General features: G+C 73.8%; 21 protein-coding genes. 9 read left to right on the forward strand and 12 right to left on the reverse strand.

Translation table 11 applies throughout. The features are described from left to right. Positions 1–191 precede the first annotated feature (191 nt). The 9 genes from ABLM29_RS09205 to ABLM29_RS09245 all read right to left on the reverse strand — a co-directional run bounded on the left by ABLM29_RS09205 (position 192) and on the right by ABLM29_RS09245 (position 10187). The gene (locus ABLM29_RS09205; protein ID WP_349713799.1) at positions 192–695 is read right to left on the reverse strand and encodes a flavin reductase family protein; all 504 of its coding nucleotides are present in this window, start codon (positions 693–695) and stop codon (positions 192–194) included. Positions 696–699: 4 nt separating this feature from the next. Continuing rightward, on the reverse strand, positions 700–1740 hold the full coding sequence (locus ABLM29_RS09210) for a methyltransferase family protein (protein WP_349713800.1): 1041 nt from the start codon (positions 1738–1740) through the stop codon (positions 700–702). After that, positions 1737–3470, reverse strand: a complete 1734-nt coding sequence (locus ABLM29_RS09215) for a phytoene desaturase family protein (RefSeq protein ID WP_349713801.1) — start codon at positions 3468–3470, stop codon at positions 1737–1739. Before ABLM29_RS09215 ends, ABLM29_RS09210 begins: the two co-directional genes overlap by 4 nt. Further along, positions 3467–4924 carry an amidohydrolase family protein gene (locus tag ABLM29_RS09220; protein WP_349713802.1) on the reverse strand — a complete coding sequence of 486 codons (1458 nt, stop codon included), beginning with the start codon at positions 4922–4924 and terminating at the stop codon, positions 3467–3469. Before ABLM29_RS09220 ends, ABLM29_RS09215 begins: the two co-directional genes overlap by 4 nt. A 4-nt stretch (positions 4925–4928) precedes the next feature. Then, on the reverse strand, positions 4929–6371 hold the full coding sequence (locus tag ABLM29_RS09225) for an aldehyde dehydrogenase family protein (RefSeq protein WP_349713803.1): 1443 nt from the start codon (positions 6369–6371) through the stop codon (positions 4929–4931). After that, on the reverse strand, positions 6368–7345 hold the full coding sequence (locus ABLM29_RS09230) for a hypothetical protein (RefSeq protein ID WP_349713804.1): 978 nt from the start codon (positions 7343–7345) through the stop codon (positions 6368–6370). Before ABLM29_RS09230 ends, ABLM29_RS09225 begins: the two co-directional genes overlap by 4 nt. A gap of 8 nt (positions 7346–7353) precedes the next feature. Next, positions 7354–8496, reverse strand: a complete 1143-nt coding sequence (locus ABLM29_RS09235) for a hypothetical protein (RefSeq protein WP_349713805.1) — start codon at positions 8494–8496, stop codon at positions 7354–7356. A gap of 126 nt (positions 8497–8622) precedes the next feature. Then, on the reverse strand, positions 8623–9423 hold the full coding sequence (locus ABLM29_RS09240) for an ABC transporter permease (protein ID WP_349713806.1): 801 nt from the start codon (positions 9421–9423) through the stop codon (positions 8623–8625). Further along, on the reverse strand, positions 9420–10187 hold the full coding sequence (locus ABLM29_RS09245; protein ID WP_349713807.1) for an ABC transporter ATP-binding protein: 768 nt from the start codon (positions 10185–10187) through the stop codon (positions 9420–9422). The genes ABLM29_RS09240 and ABLM29_RS09245 overlap by 4 nt, the downstream gene beginning before the upstream one ends. A gap of 401 nt (positions 10188–10588) precedes the next feature. On the opposite strand from ABLM29_RS09245, the gene ABLM29_RS09250 reads away from it, so the two are divergent. The 8 genes from ABLM29_RS09250 to ABLM29_RS09285 all read left to right on the forward strand — a co-directional run bounded on the left by ABLM29_RS09250 (position 10589) and on the right by ABLM29_RS09285 (position 19416). Then, positions 10589–11635 (forward strand): BMP family lipoprotein, encoded by a 1047-nt coding sequence (locus ABLM29_RS09250; protein ID WP_349713808.1) that lies wholly within the window; start codon positions 10589–10591, stop codon positions 11633–11635. Between the two features lie 10 nt (positions 11636–11645). Then, a complete protein-coding gene (locus tag ABLM29_RS09255) occupies positions 11646–13184 on the forward strand; it encodes an ABC transporter ATP-binding protein (protein ID WP_349713809.1) in 1539 nt (512 codons plus the stop codon). Beyond that, positions 13181–14335 carry an ABC transporter permease gene (locus tag ABLM29_RS09260; protein WP_349713810.1) on the forward strand — a complete coding sequence of 385 codons (1155 nt, stop codon included), beginning with the start codon at positions 13181–13183 and terminating at the stop codon, positions 14333–14335. The genes ABLM29_RS09255 and ABLM29_RS09260 overlap by 4 nt, the downstream gene beginning before the upstream one ends. Beyond that, a complete protein-coding gene (locus ABLM29_RS09265; RefSeq protein WP_349713811.1) occupies positions 14332–15582 on the forward strand; it encodes an ABC transporter permease in 1251 nt (416 codons plus the stop codon). Before ABLM29_RS09260 ends, ABLM29_RS09265 begins: the two co-directional genes overlap by 4 nt. Positions 15583–15613: 31 nt before the next feature. Continuing rightward, on the forward strand, positions 15614–16597 hold the full coding sequence (locus ABLM29_RS09270; RefSeq protein WP_349713812.1) for a queuosine salvage family protein: 984 nt from the start codon (positions 15614–15616) through the stop codon (positions 16595–16597). Positions 16598–16619: 22 nt separating this feature from the next. After that, complete coding sequence (locus ABLM29_RS09275; protein ID WP_349713813.1) at positions 16620–17696, forward strand: nucleoside hydrolase; 1077 nt, start codon at positions 16620–16622, stop codon at positions 17694–17696. Between the two features lie 105 nt (positions 17697–17801). After that, on the forward strand, positions 17802–18680 hold the full coding sequence (locus ABLM29_RS09280; protein WP_349713814.1) for a PfkB family carbohydrate kinase: 879 nt from the start codon (positions 17802–17804) through the stop codon (positions 18678–18680). 106 nt (positions 18681–18786) lie between these two features. Further along, the gene (locus tag ABLM29_RS09285; protein ID WP_349713815.1) at positions 18787–19416 is read left to right on the forward strand and encodes a hypothetical protein; all 630 of its coding nucleotides are present in this window, start codon (positions 18787–18789) and stop codon (positions 19414–19416) included. A 206-nt stretch (positions 19417–19622) separates the two neighbouring features. Here the strand turns inward: ABLM29_RS09285 and ABLM29_RS09290 are convergent, their stop codons facing one another. From ABLM29_RS09290 to ABLM29_RS09300, 3 genes are all read right to left on the reverse strand, one after another. Beyond that, positions 19623–19775: a hypothetical protein gene (locus ABLM29_RS09290; RefSeq protein WP_349713816.1), complete on the reverse strand. Its 153-nt coding sequence runs from the start codon at positions 19773–19775 to the stop codon at positions 19623–19625. Beyond that, a complete protein-coding gene (locus ABLM29_RS09295) occupies positions 19772–20236 on the reverse strand; it encodes a MarR family winged helix-turn-helix transcriptional regulator (protein ID WP_349713817.1) in 465 nt (154 codons plus the stop codon). Before ABLM29_RS09295 ends, ABLM29_RS09290 begins: the two co-directional genes overlap by 4 nt. A 143-nt stretch (positions 20237–20379) precedes the next feature. Next, entirely contained in the window at positions 20380–21339 is a 960-nt protein-coding gene (locus tag ABLM29_RS09300; protein WP_349713818.1) for a bile acid:sodium symporter family protein, read from the reverse strand. A 130-nt stretch (positions 21340–21469) separates the two neighbouring features. Between ABLM29_RS09300 and ABLM29_RS09305 the strand changes: the two genes are divergently transcribed. Beyond that, on the forward strand, positions 21470–23743 hold the full coding sequence (locus tag ABLM29_RS09305; RefSeq protein ID WP_349713819.1) for an arylsulfatase: 2274 nt from the start codon (positions 21470–21472) through the stop codon (positions 23741–23743).

Here is a 23743-nt window from a genome sequence, read left to right on the forward strand (position 1 = left end):
GGGACGCGGCCGCTGGGGAGCGCGCCGCCGCGGCGGCGTCGCTGGCCGCGCTGCGCGCCACCCCCTGGCCGGGCGAGCGGCTGCTCACCGACTGACCCCCCTGCCGGCCCGTGGGGGCGTCGTCACATCCAGATTGGCCCCTCAAGCCCCGGTTTCGGGGCCAATCTGGATGTGACGACGCGAAGACAGGCTCACCCGCAGGGGGCGATCTCGCGGAACGCGCTGCGGTGGAAGACGATCGGCTCCACGTCCGCGTCCATCAGCAGCGCCTCGACCCGGAGCACCACGATGTCGTGGTCCCCGGCCTCGAAGGTCCGGTGCGGGCTGCACTCCAGCCACAGCGTGGCTCCGGGCACGAAGACCGCGCCGCTCGCGCTGCGCGTCCAGTCCACGCCGGCGAACCGGTCGGTTCCCCGCGCGGCCAGCGCGCGGGCGACCCCGCCGTGGTCGGAGGCGAGCACCGACAGCCCGACCGAGGGCAGCGCGGCCATGCGCCGCCAGGTGGAGGAGGTCCTCGCGACGCAGACCGAGACCAGCGGCGGGTCCAGCGAGACCGAGGTGAACGAGCTCGCCGTCATCCCGGCCGGCTCGCCCCCGAGGGTGCCGCACAGGGCGGTCACCCCCGAGGGGAAGCAGCCGAACGCCTGCCTCAGCAGCGCCTCGTCGAACGCCGTGATCAGCTTCCGGGCGCCCACGGCGTCAGCACTCCCGGGTCCCGGCGACGACGCCGGCCGGCAGCGCGAAGTCGAGGCGCCGTACGTCGCCCAGGCCGGCCCCGCGCAGCAGCGCCTCGAACTCGGCGAACCGCCGGGCCCGCGATCCCGTCTCGATCCGCATCATCAGGTCGAACATCGGGCCGAACGCCGCCAGCGGCCCCTCGGCGGGGTCGCCCGGCAGCTCGAAGGCCACCACCGTCCCGCCGGGGCGCACCAGCGCGGCAGCCAGGGCGACCAGGCGGGCCGCGTCGGCGTCGTCGACCTCGTGCAGCAGGTGGGAGAGGAGCACCACGTCGTAGCCGCCGCCGGACTCCGCGGGCGCCGCGAGCACCGCCTCCGCGTCCGGTCCGAGCAGGTCGACGGCGGTCAGCGAGATCCGCTCCCGGGCCTCGGGGTCGGTGCTCGCCAGGCCGGCGAGCTCCTCGTCGGCCCACGCGACCACCGGTGGCAGGTCGGCGAGGGTGACCGAGGCGCCCGCGGCGGCCAGCGGGACGGCGTACGAGCCGAGGCCGCCGCCGAGGTCCGCGACCCGGGCGCCCGGCCGGACGCCCGGGAGCCGGGTGAGGTCGGGGCCGGTCTCGCGGGCGAGGACGACCAGCGCGCGCAGGAAGTTCAGCGACTGCGCGGGGTCGGCGTCCAGCCGCGAGCGCCAGGAGTCGATCTGCCGCTCGCCGGTGCGGATCGTCGCCTCGAGCGACTGCCACACCCCGGCGAAGAACGCCTCCTTCTCCGCCACCAGCCGCAGGTCGCCGCCGGCGGCCAGGCGTCGCGACGTGGGCGTCGCGACGTAGACCGTGGTCGGGACGGCCGGGGTCGCCGTGACCAGGCCGAGGCCGGCCAGCGAGTCCAGCAGCGCCACCGTGGTGGCCGGGTCCGTGCCGAGCCGCCCGCTGACCTCGTCGGCCGGCAGCGGCTCGGCGGAGAGCAGGTCGAAGACGCCCACCCGCGCGGCCGCGGTGAGCGCCGCCGCCTGCTGGTAGCCGGTCATCAGGTCGATGACCCCGAAGACACCCGGGTCGCTCATCGCCGCGCTCCCTTCCGCGAGCTCTTCCGCATCGTCCGGTAGGCCTTCAGGCCCTGGGTCAGCCCCCGCACCTCGGTCGAGACCCGCGCGCCGAGCCCTCCGCGCGCGCCGACGGGGGTGGTGACCGCGGCGGCCGCCGCCGTCCCCGACGCCCCGGTCAGGCCGCCGCCGGGATCCTGGCCGGCGCCGGCCAGGAAGAGCCAGGGCAGCTCGGTGCGCTGGTCGGCATGGCCGGGGGTACGCCACCCGAGCAGCTGGTCGAGGGTGTTGTCGAGGTGGTTCGGGGAGCCGTCGCCGCCGATCCGGCGCTGCCAGGTCAGCGGCCCGGAGACCACCACGTCGACGGCGCCGGCGCGCAGGTCGACGCCGATCAGCTTCGAGGTGTGGTCGACCAGCCGCTCGCCGGCCTCGCGCTCGAGCTCGGCGGTCCAGGGGCCGTCGGCCCGCTCCAGCGGCACGATCGAGGAGAGCCAGGTCGCGCCGCCGGCCACCCCGGCCGGCTGGGCGACGTCGCCGACCATCGACCAGGGGGAGGCCGGCAGCTGGCCGGCCATCACCTCGGCGAAGCCGCGGCGGACGTCGCCGGGCTCGGCGCAGGCGTACCAGATCGAGTCGCCGTCCTCCCACGGCAGCGCGACCCGCTCGGACTGCACGATCGTCACGGTCAGCTCGGCGACGTTGAAGTGCCCGCTGTGCAGGTCGGCGCCCGCGGCCCGGAGCGCGGGGGCCTCGTCGGCCAGCAGCGCGGTGGTGCGGGGCACGCCGATCGTGGAGACCACGGCGTCCGCCGTGAGCACCGTGCCGTCGGCGAGGGTGACCGCGCCGCCGCCGGCCCAGGTGGGGCCGCTGGTGCCCATGACGGCGCCGGACCCGGAGGAGACGGAGCCGCCGTACGCGCCCTTCTTCGAGGCGGTGGGGCCGCTGGTGGCGTCCGCGAGCGCGGCCGGGGCGTCGGCCGGCGGCGGGGCCACCGCGGAGGTGGTGGCGATCCCGACCACGGGGGAGTCGACCCGCACGATGCCGCCGGCCGCCTCCAGCGCGGCGACGAGGCCGCGGGTGAGCGCGGCGGAGCCGCCGACCGGGCGGACCGACGTGCCGCCGTGCGCGAGCGGCAGCATGAACGCGAACAGCCCGGTGCCCGGCGCCCACGCCGGGACCTGCGCGTGCGAGGCCTGCAGCGCCAGCGCGGCCCGCGTGTAGGGGTCGTCGAGCTGGGCCTCGATGACGGTCTCGGCGGGCTGGATCATCAGCCGGAACAGCTCGTCGCCCCCGGGGACGGCGGCCAGCGCGGCACCGATCTGGGTGAGCGTCGGCGGCGTCTCGAAGGTGCCGAGCATCGAGAAGAGGGTGTCGGAGAGCTCGACCAGCCCCCGGTACGCCGGCGCGTCGGCCCCGAGCCCGGGCAGCGTGCGCTCCAGGTCGGTCCAGAACACCCGCTGCGTGCCGTCGCCGAAGTGGAACCCGGCCGCGACGGGGTGCGGCCGGTAGTCGATGTCGAGGCCCAGCTCGGTGGCCACCGGGTGGATGCCGCCGTGCTCCCAGGCGCCGCGCTCGACGAGCACGCCGCTGGGGTGGGTCTCGGTCCAGACGCAGCCGCCCGGCTCGGAGCCCTGCTCCAGCACCGTGACGGCCCAACCGGCGCGGGCCAGCCGGACGGCGGCGACCAGGCCGTTGTGGCCGGCGCCGACGACGATCGCGGATCCCTTCCGCTGCTCGTTCGGGCGGTTCACCGCGCACCTCCCGCCACCGGAGCCAGCACCGAGTGGCCGGCGGCGGCCAGGCCGGAGCCCGCGGCCAGGTCGGCCATCAGCGGCCGGCACCGCGCGATCTGCGCGGCCTCGTCGACGCTCGTGCAGGCGTGGTCGGCGACCACCTGCCGCCCGTCGACCCACACGTCGCGCACGGAGCGCGGCGAGGCGCCGTAGACGAGCTGGCCCAGCGGGTCGTGCAGCACGGCGACGTCGACGGTGTCCTGGAGCAGCACCAGGTCGGCTCGCTTGCCCGGCTCCAGCGAGCCGATCAGGTCGTCCAGGCCGAGCGCGCGGGCGCCGTCGATGGTGGCCATGGTGAGCACGTCGAGCGCGTCGAGCGCGGTCGGGTCGAGGGTGTGCACCTTCTGCAGCAGCGCGGCCATCTTGATCGCCTGGAGCATGTCCTGGCTGTCGTTGGACGCGGCGCCGTCGGTGCCGATGCCGACGGGGACGCCGGCCGCCCGCAGCGCGGGGACCGGGCAGACGCCCGAGGCGAGGATCATGTTGGCGACCGGGTTGTGGGCGATCGCGACGCCGGCGTCGGCGAGCAGCGCGATCTCGCCGGCGTTGAGCCAGACCCCGTGCCCGGCGATGAGCGGGCGCTCGAAGAGCCCGAGGCGCTCGGCGTGCTCGACGGTGCGGCGGCCCCAGCGCAGCTGGGCGGTGGTCAGCTCCTCGCGGACCTCGGCCAGGTGGGTGTGCACCGCGTGGCCGCCGGCGCGGCACCAGGCGACCCCCTCGGCGAGCAGGTCGTCGGACTGCCCGAGCAGGGTGCCGATGCCGTAGCGGTACTCGACCAGCGGGGTGCCGGCGGCGGCGTCGAGCAGCGCCTGCTGCTCGGCCATCACGTCGTCGATCACCGCCGTCGGGGCGACGCCGGCCTCGACCAGCGGCACGTCCTCGGCGCCGTAGGAGACGACGCCGCGCAGGCCGGCCCGCTCCAGCCCGGCGACCACGCCGACCGACGCGGCCGAGCCGAGGTTGCCGTGGCAGAACATGTCGTTGACGGTCGTGACGCCGGAGAGCAGCATCTCGACGGCCCGCAGCGCGGTGCCCTCGGCGGCCATCTCCGCGGTGAGCGCCTCGCCCAGCGGGCCGACGATGCCGGCGCCCCAGGCGAAGAGCGAGAGCTCGGAGCCCATCCCGGTGCCGAGCGCCTCCGACAGGTGGGTGTGGGTGGAGACCAGGCCCGGCAGGACCAGCCCGGTGCCGTCGCCGAAGACCTCCAGCGCGGGGTGGGCGGCGGCGAGGTCGCGGTAGGGGGCGACGGCGACGATCTCCCCGTCGCGGACGTGGACCGCTCCGTCGGTGATCACGCCGTCCAGGTGGACGCCCGGGGTGCGGTCCCGGTCCAGGGGGCCGGGGACGCCGGCCATGGTCAGGACGTGGCGGCCCCTGACCAGGAACTCGCCCCGGTGTGTGGTGGTGCTCAACGTGCTACTCCTTCTGGGGGATCGGCGTCACGCCAGCCGGCCGCACTCCGCGCAACGCGATGAACCGGGTGCGGGTCAGTTCGTCGAGGGTCCAGCCGAGACCCTCCCGCCCCGCTCCGGCCAGCCCCACGCCGCCGAACGGCACGATCGGGGGGCGGTAGTTGTTGGTGCCGTTGACCACGACACCGCCGAAGTCGAGGTCCCCGGCGATGCCGAGGGCCGTCGTGACGTCGGAGCTGAAGACCGCGGCGGTCAGCCGCAGCGAGGTGGCGTTCGCCAGTGCCGTCGCCTCCGCGTCGGAGTCGACGACGGCGACCGGCACGACGGGCCCGAAGATCTCGTCGTCGTGCAGGACCGCGGCGTGCGCCGGTACGTCGGCCAGCACCGTCGGCGCGAACCAGGCGCCGTCCGGGGCGGAGCCGAGCGCGCGTCGCGCGCCCGCGGCGACCGCGGCCCGCACCTGCGCCTCGACGCGGGCGGCGGCTCGGTCGTCGATCAGGGGGCCGAGCCGGGCGCCGTCGGCGAGCGGGTCGGCCGGGGTGACCTCGCCGAACGCGGCGACCAGCCGCTCGGTCAGCTCGCCGGCCACGGAGCGGTGGGCGATGACGCGCTTGGTGGCCGCGCAGGCCTGGCCGTTCATCAGCAGCCGGCCGCGCAGCGTCTCGGAGACGACCAGGTCGAGGTCGGCGTCGGGCCGGACGATCGCCGCGCCGTTGCCGCCGAGCTCCAGGTGCAGCGGGCGCAGCAGGTGGGCGGTGGCGCGGGCGACGGCGACGCCGGCACCGACCGAGCCGGTGAGGGAGACGGCGTCGACGCCGTCGGCCGAGCAGAGCGCCGCGGAGACCTCGGCGTCGGCGTACACCTGCTGGAGGACGCCGGCCGGGAGGTGGCGCTCGAGGACCGCCAGCACGGCCGCGGTGGTCAGCGGGTTCTGCGGGGGGAGCTTCACGATGGCGGTGTTGCCGGTCGCGAGCGCGGCGGCGGCCTTCTCCATGGTGAGCTCGACGGGGAAGTTGAACGGGATCACCGCGACGACGACGCCGAGCGGCACCCGCTCCACGATGGTGAGGTCCCGCTCGCCGCCCGGCAGCGAGCCGGTCGGGGCGAGCTCGCCGGCGGCGGTGCGGCCCAGCTCGGCGTTGCGGCGCAGGAGGTTGATCGCGCCGAGGACCTCGTGGTGGGCCTGGGGGAGGATCTTGCCGGACTCGCGGGCGTGCAGCGTCGCGAGCTCGTCGACCCGGGTGGCGAGCTCGTCGGCGGCCGCGACCAGGAGCGCGGCGCGCTGCCAGGGGGCCGCGGCGCGCCAGTCGGGGAGCGCCCGGCGGGCGCGGCCGAGGAGCTCGGGGACCCGGGAGAGGTCCGCGGCCTCGATCGTGCCGAGGTCGCCGCCGACGCCGGGCGCGGCGATGGTGCGGGTGCCGGCCGGGCTGGTCGCGGGGCTCGTCATCGGGTCAGCTCGTCGATCCGGGCGACCAGGCGCGAGGTCAGCTCGGGCAGGCCGAGCGGGGTGTCGTGGCCGTCGCCGCGGGCGTAGACGGCGGCGACCGCGCGCGGGCCGGCGGACCGGCCCTCGGCGGCGAGGCGGGCGGCCAGGTCGGCGCGGGCCTCCTCCGTCCAGGCGCGGGTGGGCAGCGGCTCGGTCCGTCCGGGGATCGCCTCGAGGAACATCTTGTGGGTCAGCCCGGGGGAGACCCAGCCGAGGACCGCGGTCCACGTGCCGTCCAGGCGGTCGAGGGTGGCGGCGACGGTGCCGGACATCTCCCGGACCATGCGGGCCAGGGCGGCCCGCTCGTTCGCTCCCCAGGCCCAGGAGCCGTCCGCGCGCCGGACCGCGGTGCAGTCGTCGCGCTCGGGGGAGACGGAGGTGCCGCGGGCCTCGAAGAGCCCGGGGTCGTCGTAGGAGGTCGCCGGCGACTGGCCGCCGCCGAGTGCGGCGGGCGCGAGCATCGTGTGCTCGTAGGGCACCAGGCCGAGGGGCTCGCTCATCACGATCCGGTCGAGCGCGACGCCGTCGCGCACCAGCGGGGCGGTGGCGAGCAGGTCGCCGGACTCGCCGGGGTCGAGCGCGTCGAGGAGCTCGGGCGGGCCGTCGTACGGCGCGCTCGGCCGCCAGCCGGCGGCGAGCAGCGCGGCGTTGATGGCGCGGTGCTCGCGCGAGGTGCAGTAGGGCTTGTACTTGGTGCACGGCACGAGCAGCGCGATCCGGGAGTCGGCGCCGTCGACCGGTGCGGGGGTCCACTCGTCGCGGACGTAGTCGAGCCAGGGCGCGACCCGGGGGTGGGTCAGCGCGTCGACGTTGGCCTGCGGCGAGTAGAACCGCATGCTGTCGTCGAGGACGAACGGCGCCCGGATCTTGCGGCGCGAGGACGCCAGTCGGGCGTCCGGGTGGAGCGCCGCAAGATCGCGGGCGGCCGTCGTCATGGTGCTTCTCAGCCGCCGATCGACTCGTCGATGAACTGGTTGGTGGCCAGCTCGTCGGCGGTGAGGCCCTCGGCGTCGACGTCCGGGTTCTCCGAGACGATGTCCAGCAGCTCCTGGACGCGGTCCATGTCGAACTTGCCGGTCACGCCGTCCTCGCTGTCGGCGAGGATGCCGATCTCGACGCCCTTGTCGTGGGCGTAGTTCGCCGCGTCGAGGTCGTACTGCCAGGCGTTCTGGTACTCCTCGACGAGCTCGACGATGAGGTCGTTCGTCGCGGCCGGGTCGGTCCGGTAGTCCAGCTGGGCCTGCTGCATCATCGGGACGAGGAGCTCGAGGCAGTCGGCCTTGTCCTCGATGTCGGAGGAGTTGACCACGACCGACTGGAAGTACTCGGGGTAGCCGGCCTCGTCGAGCAGCTGGCCCTTGATGTTGAACTCGCCCCACACGCCGTTGGAGTAGAGGTTCGGCTCGGCGGTCATGAAGCCGATCTCGGCGTTCTCGCCGTTGGCGCCGACGAACGCGGCGGGCTTGTCCTGGGCGCTGCGGTCGAGCTGGTCCTCGTCGAGGACGCCCTCTTCGATCAGGTACGAGACCCAGACCTCGGCCTCGTTGCCGATCATGATCACGGCGTCGGTGTCCTGGAGGTCCGCGATCGTCTCGACCTCGGGGTAGGTGTCGGCGTCCCAGTAGATGCCGTACGGCGACTTCTCCATCGACGCCATCACGGCGGTGACAGGGATCGTCTTCTGGGTCGCGATGGAGTCGCCGACCCGGCTGAAGCCCATCATGATGTCGGGGTCGTCGTTCATCAGCTGCGAGACCGAGGCGTAGCCCACCGACGCGCCGCCGATGCGGATCTCCACCGTGACGCCGGTGTCCTCGCCGGCGTCGAGCAGCGGGCCGGTGACCGACTTCTTGTCGGTGTCGATCACGTAGCCGTCGCCGACCAGCTGGTAGATGCCGCCGTGCTCGGCCTCGGGCTCCCAGTCGCTCTGGATCACGATGTTGGCCGGGCAGACGTCCGCGAGCTCGCCCTCGCCGGTCGCCTCGGGGACCGCCTCCTCGTCGGAGCCGCAGGCCACGAGCGTGCCGCCGATGGCCAGCGTCGCCGTCATCGCGATCAGCGACCGCCGCAGTCTAGGTGTAGTCATCCTTCTTCGTTCCCTTCAACAGTGGTGATGCTGGTTGGGCGGAGGTGGGCAGGCCGCTCGGGTCGAGGCAGCCCAGGTGTGGTGCTGGATGGAAGCGACGGGTACGGCGTCGGACCCTCGCGAGAGTCAGCGGGGAGCACCCCAGGCGGGGCTCCACTTGCCGACAACCCGGCGCCCGAGCGCACCGAAGAACCAGAAGATGACCAGGCCCAGCAGGCAGGTGGCCAGGATGGTCGCGAACAGCTCGGCCGTCTGGACGCGCGACCGGTAGAAGTTGATGAGCAGCCCGAGGCCGCGCGGGCCGCGGCCGAAGAAGAAGTCGCCGACCGTCGCGCCGACCACGGCGAGACCGGCGGCGGTCTGCAGGCCGACGAAGATGTCCGGCAGCGCCGAGGGGCCGAGCAGCTTGGCCATCCGGGTCGCCTTCGAGGTCCCCGCGAGCGTGAACAGGTCGTGCAGCCCGCGGTCGGCGCTGAGGAACCCATTGAGCGGGTTGATGATCATCGGGAACATCGCGATGATCGCGCAGACCACCACCCGGGCGAACAGCTCGAAGCCGAACCACATGCCGATCAGCGGCACCAGGGCGAGGATCGGCACGGTCTGCAGGAAGATCGCCCACGGGTAGAACGAGCGCTCGATCCACTTCGCCTGGGACATCAGGACCGCCATGGTCAGCCCGATCACGATGGCGACGCCGAGGCCGATCAGCGCGGCCTCCAGGGTGGTCCAGGTGGCGCTCAGGATGTCGCTGCGGACCTTCTCGTCCGAGAGCGCCTCGGTGAAGATCTGGTGGGGCGCCGCGAGCAGGATCTTCCGGTTGTCCGGGAGCACCGCGCGGACGGCGTACCAGAGCGCGATGAAGGTGCAGAACACCCCGAACGGCGGCAGGAACGACTTCAGGAGCCAGCGGGTCACCTTGTTCACGACGCCTCCTCCAGCGACTTCGCGACCGCTCCGGCGAGCTCGGCGAACTCGGCGGTGTAGCGCAGGTCGAGCGAGCGCGGGAAGTCGAACGGGATGTCGTACTCGGCGACGATGCGGCCCGGCCGTGCCGACATGACCACGACGTGGGTGGAGAGGAAGACGGCCTCCTCGACCGAGTGGGTGACGAACAGGCCGGCGAACCGCTCCGCGAGGAAGAGGTCCTGGAGGACCAGGTTGAGCCGGCCGCGGGTGATCTCGTCGAGCGCGCCGAACGGCTCGTCGAAGAGGAAGACCTCGGGCTTCAGGACCAGCGACCGGGCCAGGCTGGCGCGCATCTTCATGCCGCCGGAGAGCTGGCGGGGCAGGTGGTCGTCGAAGTCGCTGAGCCCGACGGTGGCGAGGGCCTCGTCGACGGCCTCGCGCGTGCGTGCCTTGGACATCCCGCTGAGCTCGGCGAGCAGGCCGACGTTGCGGCGCACGTTGCGCCAGGGCATCAGGGTGGCGTCCTGGAAGACGTAGCCGATCGAGTCGGTCGCGAACTCGATGCCGCCGGCGGTCGGCTGGTCGAGGTTGGAGGCGAGCCGCAGCAGCGTGGACTTGCCGCAGCCCGAGGGACCGACGATCGAGACGAACTCGCCGCGGTCGACGGCGAGGTCGCAGGGGGCGAGCGCCTCCACCTCGCCGAAGGTCCGACCGACCCCCTTGAAGGCGACCAGCGGTCGTTTCGTGACCCCGCCGACACCACTCGTGGCTGTGACCGTCACAGGCTTCCCTTCGCGCTTGTCCCTCTGTCTCCGCGGCTGTCCCTGGTACGTCTACGAACCGGGACAGGCCCCGCGGCGTGCCGGGATAGTAGGCAGGGAGACCATCGGCCCTCGCCCGCGTTTACAGCGTCTTTACTGGCCCCTCGATAACTTCTCGGTCGTGTTACCTGCGCAGGGACAAGGGGACAGAGGTGCAGGTCACCGCGGGTGCCGGCCCGGTCGGGCCGGGCAGCCTGTCCCACTGTCCCGCCCGCTGTCTCAGGGCCGTAAAACCGCCGTTTCCATTTGCGGACTTCACCCCAGCGGTATCCGTGGAGCCTCCGAGACTGGCCGCTGACAACCTCAGCAGCGGCTGTCGATCCGGGACGAACAGCTGCGGATTCCACTCAGGAGAAAGCAGCATGAAGGTACCCATCCGCATCGCCGCGATGTTCGCTGCGGCGACCCTGGCGCTCTCCGCCTGCGGCAGCGACAGCGAGGCCGACGACACGACGGCGGCCGACGACACCAGCGGCGGCGGCACCATCGCGGTGGCCTACGACCTGGGTGGTCGCGGCGACGGCGGCTTCAACGACCTGGCCTACGCCGGCGCCGCTGCGGCCGCGGAGGCCCAGGGCGCGGAGGTGACCGAGTCGACCGCCAAGGAGACCGACACCGACGCCGACCGCGCGGCCCGCCTCGAGCTGCTCGCCGAGAGCGGCGCCAACCCGGTCGTCACCGTCGGCTACCTCTACGCCACCGCCCTCACCGAGGTCGCGCCGAAGTACCCGGACACCTGGTTCGCGATCGTCGACGACGCCACCGTCGAGGAGCCCAACGTGGTGGGCCTGACCTTCGCCGCCAACGAGGGCTCCTTCCTCGTCGGCGCGGTCGCCGCGCTGGAGTCGAAGACCGGCGAGGTCGGCTTCATCGGCGGCGTCGACATCCCGCTGATCAACGAGTTCGAGGCCGGCTTCGTGGCCGGTGTCGAGGCCGCGGACGCCGACGTCAAGGTGAGCTCGTCCTACCTCACCCAGCCGCCGGACTTCGCGGGCTTCAACGACCCGGTGCGCGGCAAGGAGTCGGCCAACGGCCTGTACGACGGCGGCGCCGACATCATCTTCGCCGCCGCCGGTGGCTCGAACGCCGGTGTCTTCGACTCCGCCGACGGTGCGGGCACCATGGTGATCGGCGTCGACAGCGACCAGTACACGACCACCGAGGCGCCGCTGAACTCGGTGATCATCAGCTCGATGCTCAAGCGGGTGGACGTCGGCGTGCAGACCTTCATCGAGTCGGTCGCGGACGGCTCCGTCGAGGCGGGCGAGCGCCGCTTCGACCTCTCCAGCGACGGCGTGGGCTACTCGACGAGCGGCGACATGCTCTCCCCGGAGACCATCGAGGCCGTCGAGGCGCTCGCCGAGCAGGTCACGTCCGGCGAGATCACGGTGCCGACGACCGTTGAGTGACACCCTCCAGGTGAGCACCCCGTCGGGCTCCACGGCCGGATACGCCGTGGAGCTCGACGGGATCACCAAGACCTACCCGGGCGTCGTCGCCAACGACGACGTCAGCCTGCGGGTCGCGCCCGGCACCGTGCACGCCGTCGTCGGCGAGAACGGTGCGGGCAAGTCGACCCTCATGAAGATCCTGTACGGCGCCGCGAAGCCCGACCACGGCACGCTGCGCGTCGACGGCCGCGACGTCTCCTTCTCCTCGCCCTCGGACGCGATCGGGGTCGGCATCGGCATGGTCTTCCAGCACTTCAAGCTGGCCGACAACCTCTCGGTGCTCGACAACGTGATCCTCGGCGACGAGCCGATGCGGCGCTCCCGCTTCGGTCGCATCGACCGCGAGGCGGCCGCCGTGCGGATCGCGGAGATCTCCGAGCGCTACGGCCTCGCCGTGGACCCGCACGCGATGGTGCGCGACCTCGGGGTCGGCAGCCGCCAGCGGGTCGAGCTGATCAAGGTCCTCTTCCGCGGCGCCCGCATCCTCATCCTGGACGAGCCGACCGCGCTGCTGACGGTGCAGGAGTCGGCGGACCTGCTGGGCCGGATCCGGGGCCTGTGCGAGGACGGGCTCACCGTCGTCTTCATCTCCCACCACCTCGACGAGGTGGTCGGCATCAGCGACGCGATCACCGTGATGCGCGCCGGCCGGGTGGTCGCCGACGTCGTGCCCGGCGAGACCGACGTGCACGAGCTCGCGGTCCTCATGGTCGGCTCCGAGCCCGCGGCGCTCCCGCTGCGGGCGCGCGGCGGCGAGCGCCCCGCGCGGCTGCAGGTCACCGGGATCAGCGCCACCACCGACAGCGGCGGCCGGCTCGACGACCTCCGGCTCGAGGTCGGCGTCGGCGAGATCGTCGGCGTCGCCGGGGTCGAGGGCAACGGGCAGGACGAGCTCGTCGACGCCCTCCTCGGCACGCTGCCGCTCAGCGCCGGCAGCGTGATCCTCGACGGTCGCGACCTGGCCGGGGAGTCGACCGCCGAGCGGCGGGTCGGCGGCATCGGCTGCATCCCGCAGGACCGGCAGCGCGAGGGGCTCCTGCTCGACCAGCCCCTCTGGCGCTCCCAACTGCTCGGCCACCTGCACGACCGGCGCCTCGCCCGGGGACGCTGGCTGCGCATCGGCGCCGTCCGGCGGGCCGCGGAGCACGTCGTGGCGACCTCGGACGTGCGCACGCCCTCGATCGACCTGCCGGCCTCCGCCCTCTCGGGCGGCAACCAGCAGAAGTTCATCGTCGGCCGCGAGCTCGACGCCCACCCCGACCTGCTGGTGGCGGCACAGCCCACCCGCGGGGTCGACGTCGGTGCGCAGCGGGCGATCTGGACCCGGCTCATCGCCGCGGCCGAGCGCGGCACCGGGGTGCTGCTGATCAGCGCCGACCTCGAGGAGCTGCTCACCCTCTCGGACCGGATCGTCGTGATGGTGCGCGGCACCGTCGTCGCCGTCCACGACGCCGAGACCGCCACCGTCGCCGAGATCGGCCGGTCGATGACGCAGGCGGTCGCATGAGCGCCCGCCTCAACGAGCGCCTCGAGGCGCTGGTGCGCCGCATCGTCTCGCCGCCGCGGCTCGCCTCGGTCGGGCTGCACCTGCTCGCGGTCGGCATCGCGCTCGGGTTCGCGGTCGCCGTGCTCGCCATCATCCTGGCGGCGTACGGCACCTCGCCGGGCGCGGTGATCGACGTCGTCGGCCAGTACGCGCTCACCTCGCAGGGGTGGACCGCGATGGTCAACAAGGCGACGACGTACTACCTCGCCGGCCTGGCCGCGGCCATCGGCTTCCGGATGTTCCTGTTCAACATCGGCATCGACGGGCAGTACCGGCTCGGGGTCTTCGCGGCGGCCGTCGTCGGCGCCGCCGTGAGCCTGCCGATGGTGCTGCAGATCCCGCTGCTCATCGTCGTCTCCTGCGTCGTCGCCGGCGCGTACGCCGCGATCGCGGCCTACCTCAAGGCCAGCCGCGGCGTCAGCGAGGTGATCAGCACGATCATGCTCAACGCGGTCGCGACCGGGATCATCGCCTTCCTCATCTCGCCGGACCGCCTGGGCGCCCGTGACGAGGGCAGCAACAACACCCAGACCCCGCTGATGGCGGAGTCCGGCTGGATGCCGTCGATCCCGGTGCCCGGGCTCGGCGACGTCTACGGCTTCACCCTCCTCGCGGTGCTGCTCGGCGTCGGCTACTGGCTGGTGACCGAGCGGACCCGCTTCGGGTTCGAGCAGACCGCGTCGGGCGAGGCCCCGCGCGCGGCGCTGATGGGCGGCACCGACCCGCGCCGGATGATCGTCGCGACGATGGTGGCCTCCGGGCTGATCGCCGGCCTGGTGGGGCTGCCCGAGCTGCTCGGCTCGCCGACGCACCGCTACGGCATCGGGTTCCCCGCCGGCCTCGCCTGGGTCGGCCTCTCCATCGCCATCATCGGCCGCAACCACCCGATCGGCGTGGCGCTCGGCGCGCTGCTGTGGGCGTTCCTCGAGCGCTGCGCGCTCCCGCTCGACCTGATCGGCGTGCCGAAGGAGGTCGTCGCCGTCGTCCAGGCCACCGTGGTCCTGGCCGTGGTGACCAGCTACCAGCTGGTCCACGGGATCTCCGACCGCAACGCCCGCCGCCGCGCGGCGACCTACGCCCGACGCGCAGTCCCCGTGCAGGAGCCGGCATGAGCACGCCCCAGCTGACCAAGGTCGCCGCGCCCGCGCGGCCCGCCCCGCGGCGCCGCCGCCTCTCGATGTGGTGGGTCCTCATCGCGGTCGCCGTGACGCTCCCGGTGGCGGCCTACCTCGCCGACGCGCCGGACCTCACCTCCGCCGGGCTCGCCGGCGCCACGCTGCGCTTCTCGGTGCCGATCCTGCTGGCCGGGCTCGGCGGCCTGTGGGCGGAGCGCTCCGGCACCCTCAACCTCGGCCTCGACGGCATGATGATCATCGGCAGCTGGACCGGCGCCTTCGTCGGCCTCTACTACGGCCCGTGGGCGGCGCTCCTCGGCGGCGTGGTCGGCGGGGTGCTGACCGGGCTGCTGCACGCCGTCGTCACGCTGGCGTGGGGCGTCGACCAGGCGATCGCCGGCATCGTCATCAACATGGCCTCGATCGGCGTGGTCCGGTTCCTCTCGTCGATCACGTTCGCGGAGAAGGACGGCGGCAGCATCAGCCAGAGCCCCGCGCTCGACACGGTCCCGACGGTGTCGCTGCCCGGCGCCTCGTGGGTCCTCGACCCGCTCGGCGAGGCCGGCGTCCCCTTCGCCTCGGCCTGGGCACGCATCCTCACCGGCCTCGTCACCGACGTCTCGGTCGCGACCATCATCGGCCTGCTCCTGGTGCCGGTGACGTGGTGGGCCCTCACCCACAGCAGGTTCGGGCTGCACGTGCGCGCCTGCGGGGAGAACCCGACCGCCGCCGACTCGCTCGGCGTCTCGCCCTACCGGGTCCGCTACTGGTCGCAGGCGATCTCGGGTGGCCTCGCCGGGCTCGGCGGCGCCTACCTCGTGGTCGCGGCGTCCTCGGTCTACCGCGAGGGCCAGGTCGCCGGGCGCGGGTTCCTCGGGCTCGCCACCGTGCTCTTCGGCAACTGGACGCCGAGCGGCGTCCTCGGCGGCAGCCTGCTCTTCGGCTTCACCGACGCGCTCAGCACCCGCCAGGCGGCGTCGGTCTCGGCGCTGCTGCTGATCGGCGGCGCGGCGCTCGCGCTCCGCGCCCTGTGGCTGCTGCGCGCCGGCCGGCGCTCGGAGGCGTGGGGCAACCTCGCCGTCGGCGTCGCCGTGCTGGTCTGGTTCGTCTGGGGCCCGCCGGTGCCCCGCGAGCTCGTCATCGTCGCGCCGTACCTGACCACCCTGGTGGTGCTGGTCGTCGCGCGGCAGGCGCTGAGACCACCGGCCGCCGTCGGCGTGCCCTATCGCCGCTCCGACGAATGACGGCCCCGCCCCCAGCTGTGAAGGAGACCCGATGACGAGCGACGCCTGGAAGGCGACGGTGCTCGCGAGCTGCGCCGCGGCGAGCCCGCTGTGCGCCGACGTCACGATCGACACCGACCAGGTGGCGGCCGTGGCCGACTGGATGCGCTTCGAGGTGTTCCCGCCCATCGGCGGGGACCAGCCCGACGCCGAGCGGCCGAGCCTGCCCGACCGCGACGCCCAGATCGACTTCGCGCTGGTGACGACGGCGATCAACTTCGCCTACACCGACTTCGAGACGGGCGTGCCCTGGTCGGTCGAGCACGAGGGCCGCGAGCTGGTCGACGCCGACGCGATGTTCCTGCGCTTCGAGCAGGCGGTCGCCGCCGGCGTACCGGTGCTGAGCGGGGCGTGGCTGGCCGGGGTCACCGAGGCGCAGCTGGCCGAGGTCCTGCACGGTCCGCGCCCGATCCCGCTGCTCGCTGAGCGGGTGCGGGTGCTCAACGAGATCGGCGCCGTCCTCGTGGAGCGGTACGGCGGCCGGTTCAGCGCCTTCGTCGCCGACTGCCCGCCGCGGGCCTACGCCGACGGCGCGGGGCTGCTCGAGCGGCTGACCGCCGAGTTCGGCCAGTTCGACGACAGCGGCGTGCTGCACGGGGTGCCGGTGCGCCTCGACAAGCTCGCCCAGCTCGGCGTCTGGACGCTGCACCGGCTCGGGCTGGTGGCGCTGGAGGACCTCGACTCGCTCTCGGTCTTCGCCGACTACATCGTCCCGGCCGCGCTGCGCGCGATGCGGGTGCTGCACTACTCGCCGGCGCTGGCGGCCGAGGTCGACGCCGGCCGGGTCGTGCCCGCGGGGTCGGACCTGGAGAACGAGATCCGGGTGCAGACCGTCGTCGCGTGCGCGCTGCTCACCGACGCGCTCAACGAGCGCCGCTCCGCGCCGGTGGTCAACGCCCAGGTCGACTACCGGTTCTGGTCGGCCTTCCACGACCTGATCCGCCCCCACCACCTGACCATCACCACGCGCTACTGAGCGCGTACCGACAGGAGCCCCCGTGCGCCGACCCCGGCACGCCGCGCCGCCGCCCGTCCAGCGGGACGGCGGGCGGCAACGACTGATCCTCGACGTCGACACCGGCATCGACGACTCTCTGGCCCTGCTCTACGCCGCCGCGCACCCCGACGTCGACCTGGTCGCCGTCACCACCTGCGCGGGCAACGTCGACGTGGACCAGGTCGTCCGCAACACCCTCGGCGTGCTCGAGCTCGCGGGCGCGGGCCACGTCGAGGTCGCCCGCGGCGCGGCGGGCCCGATCGCCCGCCGCCTGGAGACGACCCCGGAGACGCACGGGCCGACCGGGACCGGCCACGCGGTGCTCACGCCGTCCGGCAGCGCCTCGAAGCGGACCGCGGTCGAGCTGCTCGTCGAGGAGGCCCGCCGTACGCCGGGGGAGATCACCCTGGTCACCGCCGGCCCGCTCACCAACCTGGCCGCGGCCGTCCTCGCCGAGCCGGATCTGCCTCTGCTGCTGCGCGACGTCTTCGTCATGGGCGGCACCTTCAGCCAGGCTGGCAACGTGCACCCGCGCGTGGAGTGGAACATCCACGTCGACCCCGAGGCGGCCCGGACCGTGCTGCACCAGTGGAGCGCCGCGGGCGCCCGCGGCGCGGTGCCGATCACGATGATGGGCCTCGATGTCACCGAGACCTCGATCATCCGCGCGCCCGACCTGCTGGCCGTCGCCCGCGCCGCGGGCCTGGACCCGGCCGGCGGCACGGACGCCGAGGTGATGGCCACGCCGTTCGGTTCGCCCGTGCTCGACTTCGTCCGGGACGCGCTGCGCTTCTACTTCGAGTTCCACGACCTGTACGACGGCTTCTACGGCGCCCACGTGCACGACCCGTTCGTCGTCGGCGCCGCCCTCGACCCCACGCTCGTCGGCTCGCTGCCGACCGTCGTCGACGTCGACCTGGGCGGGCAGTGGACCACCGGCGAGACCATCGCCGACTGGCGCGGCCACTTCGTCGACAAGGCGGTCAACGCCTACGTCGCCACGGAGGGCGACGGCGCGGCCTACATCGAGCGGTTGGTCGCTACGCTGGCGAGCCTCGTCCGGGAGGAGGGCCGGTGACCGATCGTGGGGCAGCGCGAACCGGGGCTCGGGGCAGCGCGAACCGGGGCTCGGGGCAGCGCGAACCGGGGCTCGGGGCAGCGCGAACCGGGGCTCGGGGAGAGCGTGGCTGAGCGCGGCCGGGTGGTCGTCGTCGGCTCGGCCGGTGTCGACCGGACGGCCCGGGTGCGCGACCTGCCCGCGCCGGGGGAGACCGTGCTGGCCTCGGAGCTGCTGGTCGGCTTCGGCGGCAAGGGCAGCAACCAGGCGGTCAACGCGGCGTCGATGGGCGCCCCGACCGCGATGGTGGTCAAGCTCGGGAAGGACGCCGACGGCGCCGCCGTGCTGGCCGACCTGGCCGCCGCGGGCATCGACGCGACCGAGGCGCTGGCGGACCCGGAGCTGCTGACGCAACAGGCGTTCGTCTGGGTCTCCGACGACGGCGAGAACAGCATCGTGGTGGCGGGCGGTGCCACCGACGGCCTGACCCACGCGGAGGTCGCCGCCGCGCTGACCCGGCTTGCGCCGGCGGCCGGTGACGTCGTACTGACCTGCGCCGAGATCCCGCGCGCGGCCCTCGAGGCCGTGCCGGCCACGATCGCCGACGGGGTCACCTGGGTGCACAACGCGGCGCCCGCCGGCGACCTCCCCGAGTGGGGCCGCCGCCCGCCGGTCCTGGTGGTCAACGAGATCGAGGCCGAGCAGCTGACCGGGCTCGCCGACGTCGACCTGGCTGCGCTGGCCCTCGCCTCGTCCACCGTCGCCACCGTCGTCACGGTCGGCGCCGACGGCGCGGTCATCGCCGTCGGCGACCGGCTCGCCCGGGTCCCGGCCCCGCGGGTCAGGGTCGTCGACACCACCGGCGCCGGCGACGCGTTCTGCGGGGCGCTCGCCGCGGTGCTCTGCGAGGGCGGCTCGCTGTCCGACGCCGTCGCGGCCGCCGTCGCCGGCGGGTCCGTGGCCGTCACCGCGCTGGGGGCGCGGGGCGCGCTGGCCTCGCGGTAGCCGGCCGGCCCGCGCCACGCGTGTCGCCCGCACGGGTGACCCAAGTCCCTCCCGGGACGGTCCTCCGCCGGGTGACCCGGCACGGCGGGGCGGAGAGAATGGGGCTGTGCGCATCGGTCCATCGGTTCCGCGTGGAGCCGCACTGCTCGTCGTCGGTGCGGCCCTCTGCTACCGCGCGTTCCTGCGGCAGAGGGTCCTGACCTGGGGCGCGAGGCCCGATGAGATCGGTGCTCGACTCCCCGGGGACGACCTCCTGGTCGACGCCGACGCCCAGACCACGCGGGCGACCAGCGTCGCCGCCCAACCCTCCGACGTCTTCCCCTGGCTCGCCCAGATGGGGCCGTCCCCTCGCGGCGGCGCCTACACCTACGACTGGATCGAGAACCTGTTCGGGTTGGGGATGCACAGCGTCGACCACGTCCTCGAGCAGTACCAGCACCCGGAGCCGGGAGAGGTGATCGAGTTCGGTGCCAACCGGATGGTCCTCGAACTGGTCGATCCGCCCCACGCCATCGCGTGGCGATCCTCGGACGGGAACTGGTCGTGGGCCTTCGCCATCCGCGAGGAAGGCCCGGGCCGTTCCCGGCTGATCAGCCGCAACCGGTTCCGGCTGCCCCGGTTGATCGATCGGTGCGGCATGGTCCCGATGGAGCCGGGCTCCTTGGTGATGGAGCGCAAGATGCTCACGGAGATCGGTGCCCGGGCCGAGAGGCTGGCGCGCAGTCGCTCCGTCTGACTCGCGCGCGGCGGTTCGACGTGCCTGGGTGACCGCGCGGAACGCGGCATGAGCGGATCGGAGTTCGCTACTCGGATGCTCGCTCGCGTGACATCGACGTCAGAGCGCTGGTCGGGTCGTGTGCCCCACACACCGGCATAGCGGGGTCTCAGGCACACGACCCGGACCCAGCGCAGCAGTCGCGGTCGCCGGCGGCCGGCCCGCCCTCAGCCCAGGTCGCCCAGCGCCTCGGCCTCCACCTCGAACGCCACCGCCCACACCGCGCGGGGCTGCCGCAGGAACGAGCCGCCCGCGCCGCCCGCGCCGGGGGATCCGGTCGCCGGGGTCGCGCTGGGGGAGTCGGTGGTCGGGGCGGTCACGGGGTCTCGCTTCCGGGGGTCTGGTGGGGGTCGGGGAGGGGGCTCAGCACGTCGCGCAGCAGGGCCACCGCGGCGCGCAGGTCGTCGAGGCCGTGACCGGTCGCGGCGAGGCGGTCGGCGACGTACCGGCCGTTGGAGTCGCGGGCGCGGGCCAGGGCCGCTGCGCCCTCGGGCGTGAGCGCGACGAGGGTGCTCCGGGCGTCCGCAGGGTTGGGCTCCTTGCTGACCCAGCCCTGCTCGGCCATCCGGCGGACCGAGGCCGACATGCTCGGCTGCGAGGTGCGGTCGAACTCCGCCATCTCGGTCACGCCGAGGGGCCCGACCTGGTCGAGGATCGACAGGATCCGGATGTCCGCGCCCTGCGGCTCGTGGCGGCGGATGGCGCGCACCAGCCGGGAGGCCTGCGTCACCAGCTCGCCGGCGAGCGCCAGCTCGTCGTCGGTCGCGGGGTCGTCGGTCACGTCACGGCACGTTACATAGCCTGCCTATGTAAATGCCAGCGCACGTGACCCGCCTCACGTCGCCGCGGGCCCCGCGTCACATGGATCCTGGTCGCGAAATCGCCGATCTCGGGACGAATGTCCATTTGACGGCGCGGCGGCGGCTACCTGCGCTGCGCCTCGACCGCCGGCGCCTCGGTGGCCGGCGCGCGGCGCTTCCACCACGACGCCAGCGCCAGCCCCGTGATCACGTCCCACAGCCCCCACAGCGCCGCCACGAGGATCACGCCGCCGAGCTCGCCGAAGAACGCCAGGGCCAGCACCAGGGCGAGGCCGGTGTTGCGGACGCCGAGCTCGAAGGTCATCGCCCGGGTCCCGCCCGGCGACAGCCGCAGTGCCCGGCCGGTGCCGTAGCCGGTGGCCAGGGCGATCGCGTTCTGGATCAGGATCGGCGCGGTCACCACTCCGGCGTACGTGACGATCGTGCCGCCCTTGCTGGCCAGGCCGCCGACGATGATCAGCAGCAGCATCACCAGTGCCGCCGGCTCGACGAAGCGGGCGCCGCGGGCGGCCACGGACGGCCACTTCCAGGCGACGAGGAGGCCGGCGGCGAACGGCAGCCCGATCAGCAGCGCGACCTCGCCGACCATCTCCCACGGGTCGAGCGAGATCTCGGTGAGCAGGGCGTCGGCGGCGGGGTTGAGGCCGCTCCAGAACGCGAGCGCCACCGGGGTGACCACCACGGCGAGCACGTTCGACGTCCCGGTCATCGAGATCGACAGGGCGACGTCGCCGCGGGCCCGGTGGGTCAGGATGTTGGAGAGGTTGCCGGCCGGGCAGCAGGCCACCAGGAGCATGCCGATCGCCACCGAGCCGCGCACGTCGAGGGCCAGGGTGAGCAGCAGCGTCAGCCCGGGCGCGACCAGGTACTGGGCGACCAGCCCGACGCCGATCACCCCGGGCCGCCGTACGACGTCGCGGAAGTCGGCGAGGTGGGTGTCCAGTGCGATGCCGAACAGGAAGAAGGCGATGATCACCTTCGACGCCGCCTGGAAGGCGGTCCCCGGATCGGTCGACGCGTGGTCCAGGTCGGTCGCCCACGCCACGATCTCCGGCACCAGCATCCGCTTCCCCTCCCAGTGATGTGCGTCACATCGTGGGGGCAGGGGCGCGCCATGGCAAGGGATTCCTGTCATCTAGATGCCAAGTGGCAGTCGAGTGACATTTTCCCGGATCGCGACTAGGGTCCCGGGCATGGACACCCCGGTCGTTCCCTCCCGCGTCGCCGGTGCGACGCCCTCGTTCGTCGACTACCCGGTGGCGCCCGACGGCGCCCCCAACGTGGTCGTGGTGGTCCTCGACGACGTGGGCTTCGCCCAGCTCGGCTGCTTCGGCAGCACCATCTCCACCCCGAACATCGACCGCCTCGCCGCCCGCGGGCTGCGCTACAACCGGTTCCACGTCACCGCCGTCTGCTCCGCCTCGCGGGCCGCGCTGCTGACCGGGCGCAACCACCACGCGGTCGGCATGGGCGTCACCGAGGAGGCGGCGCTGGGCTTCCCCGGCTACACCGGCCGGATCCCGACCTCGGCCGCCACGGTGGCGCGGGTGCTGCGCGACGGCGGCTACAACACGATGGCCGTCGGCAAGTGGCACCTCGCACCCAAGACCGACTACTCGGCCGCCGGCCCCTACCGGCACTGGCCGCTGGCGATGGGGTTCGAGAAGTACTACGGCTTCCTCGGCGCCGAGACCAGCCAGTGGGCGCCCGAGCTGGTCCGCGACAACACCCACGTGGACCCGCCGCGCACGCCGGAGGAGGGCTACCACCTCACCGAGGACCTCGTCGACGAGGCGATCCGGATGGTCCAGGACCAGCAGCAGGCCGAGGCGCGCAAGCCGTTCTTCCTCTACGTCGCGCCCGGCGCCGCGCACGCCCCGCACCAGGTCGCCGAGGAGTGGGTCGAGCCGTACGCCGGCGCGTTCGACGGCGGCTGGGAGGCGTGGCGGCAGCAGGTCTTCGAGCGCCAGGTCGCGGCCGGCATCGTGCCCGAGGACACCGTGCTGCCCGAGCGGCCCGCCTGGATCCCCGACTGGGAGGAGCTGCCGGACGACCAGCGGCGGCTCTTCGCCCGTTACATGGAGGTCTTCGCTGGGTTCATGACCCACACCGACCACCACCTCGGCCGGCTCTTCGACTACCTCGAGGAGCGCGGCATCGCCGACGACACCCTGGTCATCGTGACCTCCGACAACGGCGCCAGCGGCGAGGGTGGCACCACCGGCACCCTCAACGAGGCGGCCGGCTGGCTCGGCAACGGCGAGAGCGTCGAGGAGTCGCTGGAGCGGATCGACGACATCGGCGGCCACGACGGCTACAACCACTACCCGTTCGGCTGGGCGTGGGCCGGCAACACCCCGCTCCGGCTGTGGAAGCGCTACTCCTGGCTCGGTGGCGTGCGCACGCCGCTGATCCTCGACTGGGGCGCGCGCGTCCGCACGCCCGGTGCCGTGCGCGACCAGTTCTGCCACGCAGTCGACGTCTACGGCACGGTGCTCGAGGCGGCCGGGCTCGCCGCCCCGGCCAGCGTCGACGGCGTCACCCAGCAGCCGGTGGACGGCGGCTCGATGCTGCCCTCGATCGACGACGCCGGGGCGGCCGAGCACCGGAAGGTCCAGTACTTCGAGATGATGGGCTCGCGCGGCATCTACGCCGACGGCTGGAAGGCCGTCACCGACTACGTCGCCAACCAGTTCGGCGAGCGCGAGGTGCTCGGCGGCAGCCACGACTTCGCCACGGATCGCTGGTCGCTGTTCCGACTCACCGACGACTTCTCCGAGGCGGTCGACGTCGCGGACCAGCACCCCGACGTCGTACGACGCCTGGAGGAGCTGTGGTGGGCCGAGGCGGGCCGCAACCAGGTGCTGCCGCTGTTCGAGTTCCCCGACTCGATGGTCCACATGCACCCCGGTGCCTACCCGCCGCCGCAACGCGCCTGGTACACCCCCGGCGGTGGCCCGATCCACGACAGCCAGCTGCCGATGACCGTGGGCGGGTTCGAGATGCGCGCCCGGATCGTGGTCCCCGAGGGCGGGGTCGAGGGCGTGATCACCGCGATCGGCGACCGCCACGGCGGCTGGGGGTGGTACCTGCTGGAGGGCCGCCCGGTGGCCACCTTCGCCCTCTTCTCCGGCCCGGTCCGCCTCGCCTGCCCGGACCCCCTGACGCCCGGGCCGCACGAGCTGGCCCTGCAGTACCTGCCCGGCGCCGAGCCGCGGGCGGCGCTCCTGGTCGACGGCGAGGAGCGGGCGTCCGCTGCGCTGCCGGGGCTGTTCTTCTTCCCCAACCTCTCCACCGCCGGCATCGGGATGTTCGTCGGCCGCGACCAGGGGTTCGCCGTCGGCGACGACTACCGGCCGCCGTTCGCGTTCACCGGCGACCTGCTCGAGGTCGAGCTGGTCGCCGGTCGCCCCGGCGCCCGCCCCGACGACGAGACCCGGCTGCGCGCCGCGGTGGCGTCGGACTGA

The sequence above is a fragment of the Nocardioides sp. YIM 152588 genome (assembly GCF_040191335.1).
Lineage (GTDB): Bacteria > Actinomycetota > Actinomycetes > Propionibacteriales > Nocardioidaceae > Nocardioides.

Bases quoted from the DNA above. Each gene is read 5' to 3' on its own strand.
- ABLM29_RS09265 (WP_349713811.1), top strand. From the start codon at position 14,332: ATGAGCACGCCCCAGCTGACCAAGGTCGCCGCGCCCGCGCGGCCCGCC.
- ABLM29_RS09260 (WP_349713810.1), top strand. From the start codon at position 13,181: ATGAGCGCCCGCCTCAACGAGCGCCTCGAGGCGCTGGTGCGCCGCATC.
- ABLM29_RS09270 (WP_349713812.1), top strand. From the start codon at position 15,614: ATGACGAGCGACGCCTGGAAGGCGACGGTGCTCGCGAGCTGCGCCGCG.
- ABLM29_RS09250 (WP_349713808.1), top strand. From the start codon at position 10,589: ATGAAGGTACCCATCCGCATCGCCGCGATGTTCGCTGCGGCGACCCTG.
- ABLM29_RS09235 (WP_349713805.1), bottom strand. From the start codon at position 8,496: ATGACTACACCTAGACTGCGGCGGTCGCTGATCGCGATGACGGCGACG.
- ABLM29_RS09225 (WP_349713803.1), bottom strand. From the start codon at position 6,371: ATGACGAGCCCCGCGACCAGCCCGGCCGGCACCCGCACCATCGCCGCG.
- ABLM29_RS09305 (WP_349713819.1), top strand. From the start codon at position 21,470: ATGGACACCCCGGTCGTTCCCTCCCGCGTCGCCGGTGCGACGCCCTCG.
- ABLM29_RS09210 (WP_349713800.1), bottom strand. From the start codon at position 1,740: ATGAGCGACCCGGGTGTCTTCGGGGTCATCGACCTGATGACCGGCTAC.
- ABLM29_RS09230 (WP_349713804.1), bottom strand. From the start codon at position 7,345: ATGACGACGGCCGCCCGCGATCTTGCGGCGCTCCACCCGGACGCCCGA.
- ABLM29_RS09300 (WP_349713818.1), bottom strand. From the start codon at position 21,339: ATGCTGGTGCCGGAGATCGTGGCGTGGGCGACCGACCTGGACCACGCG.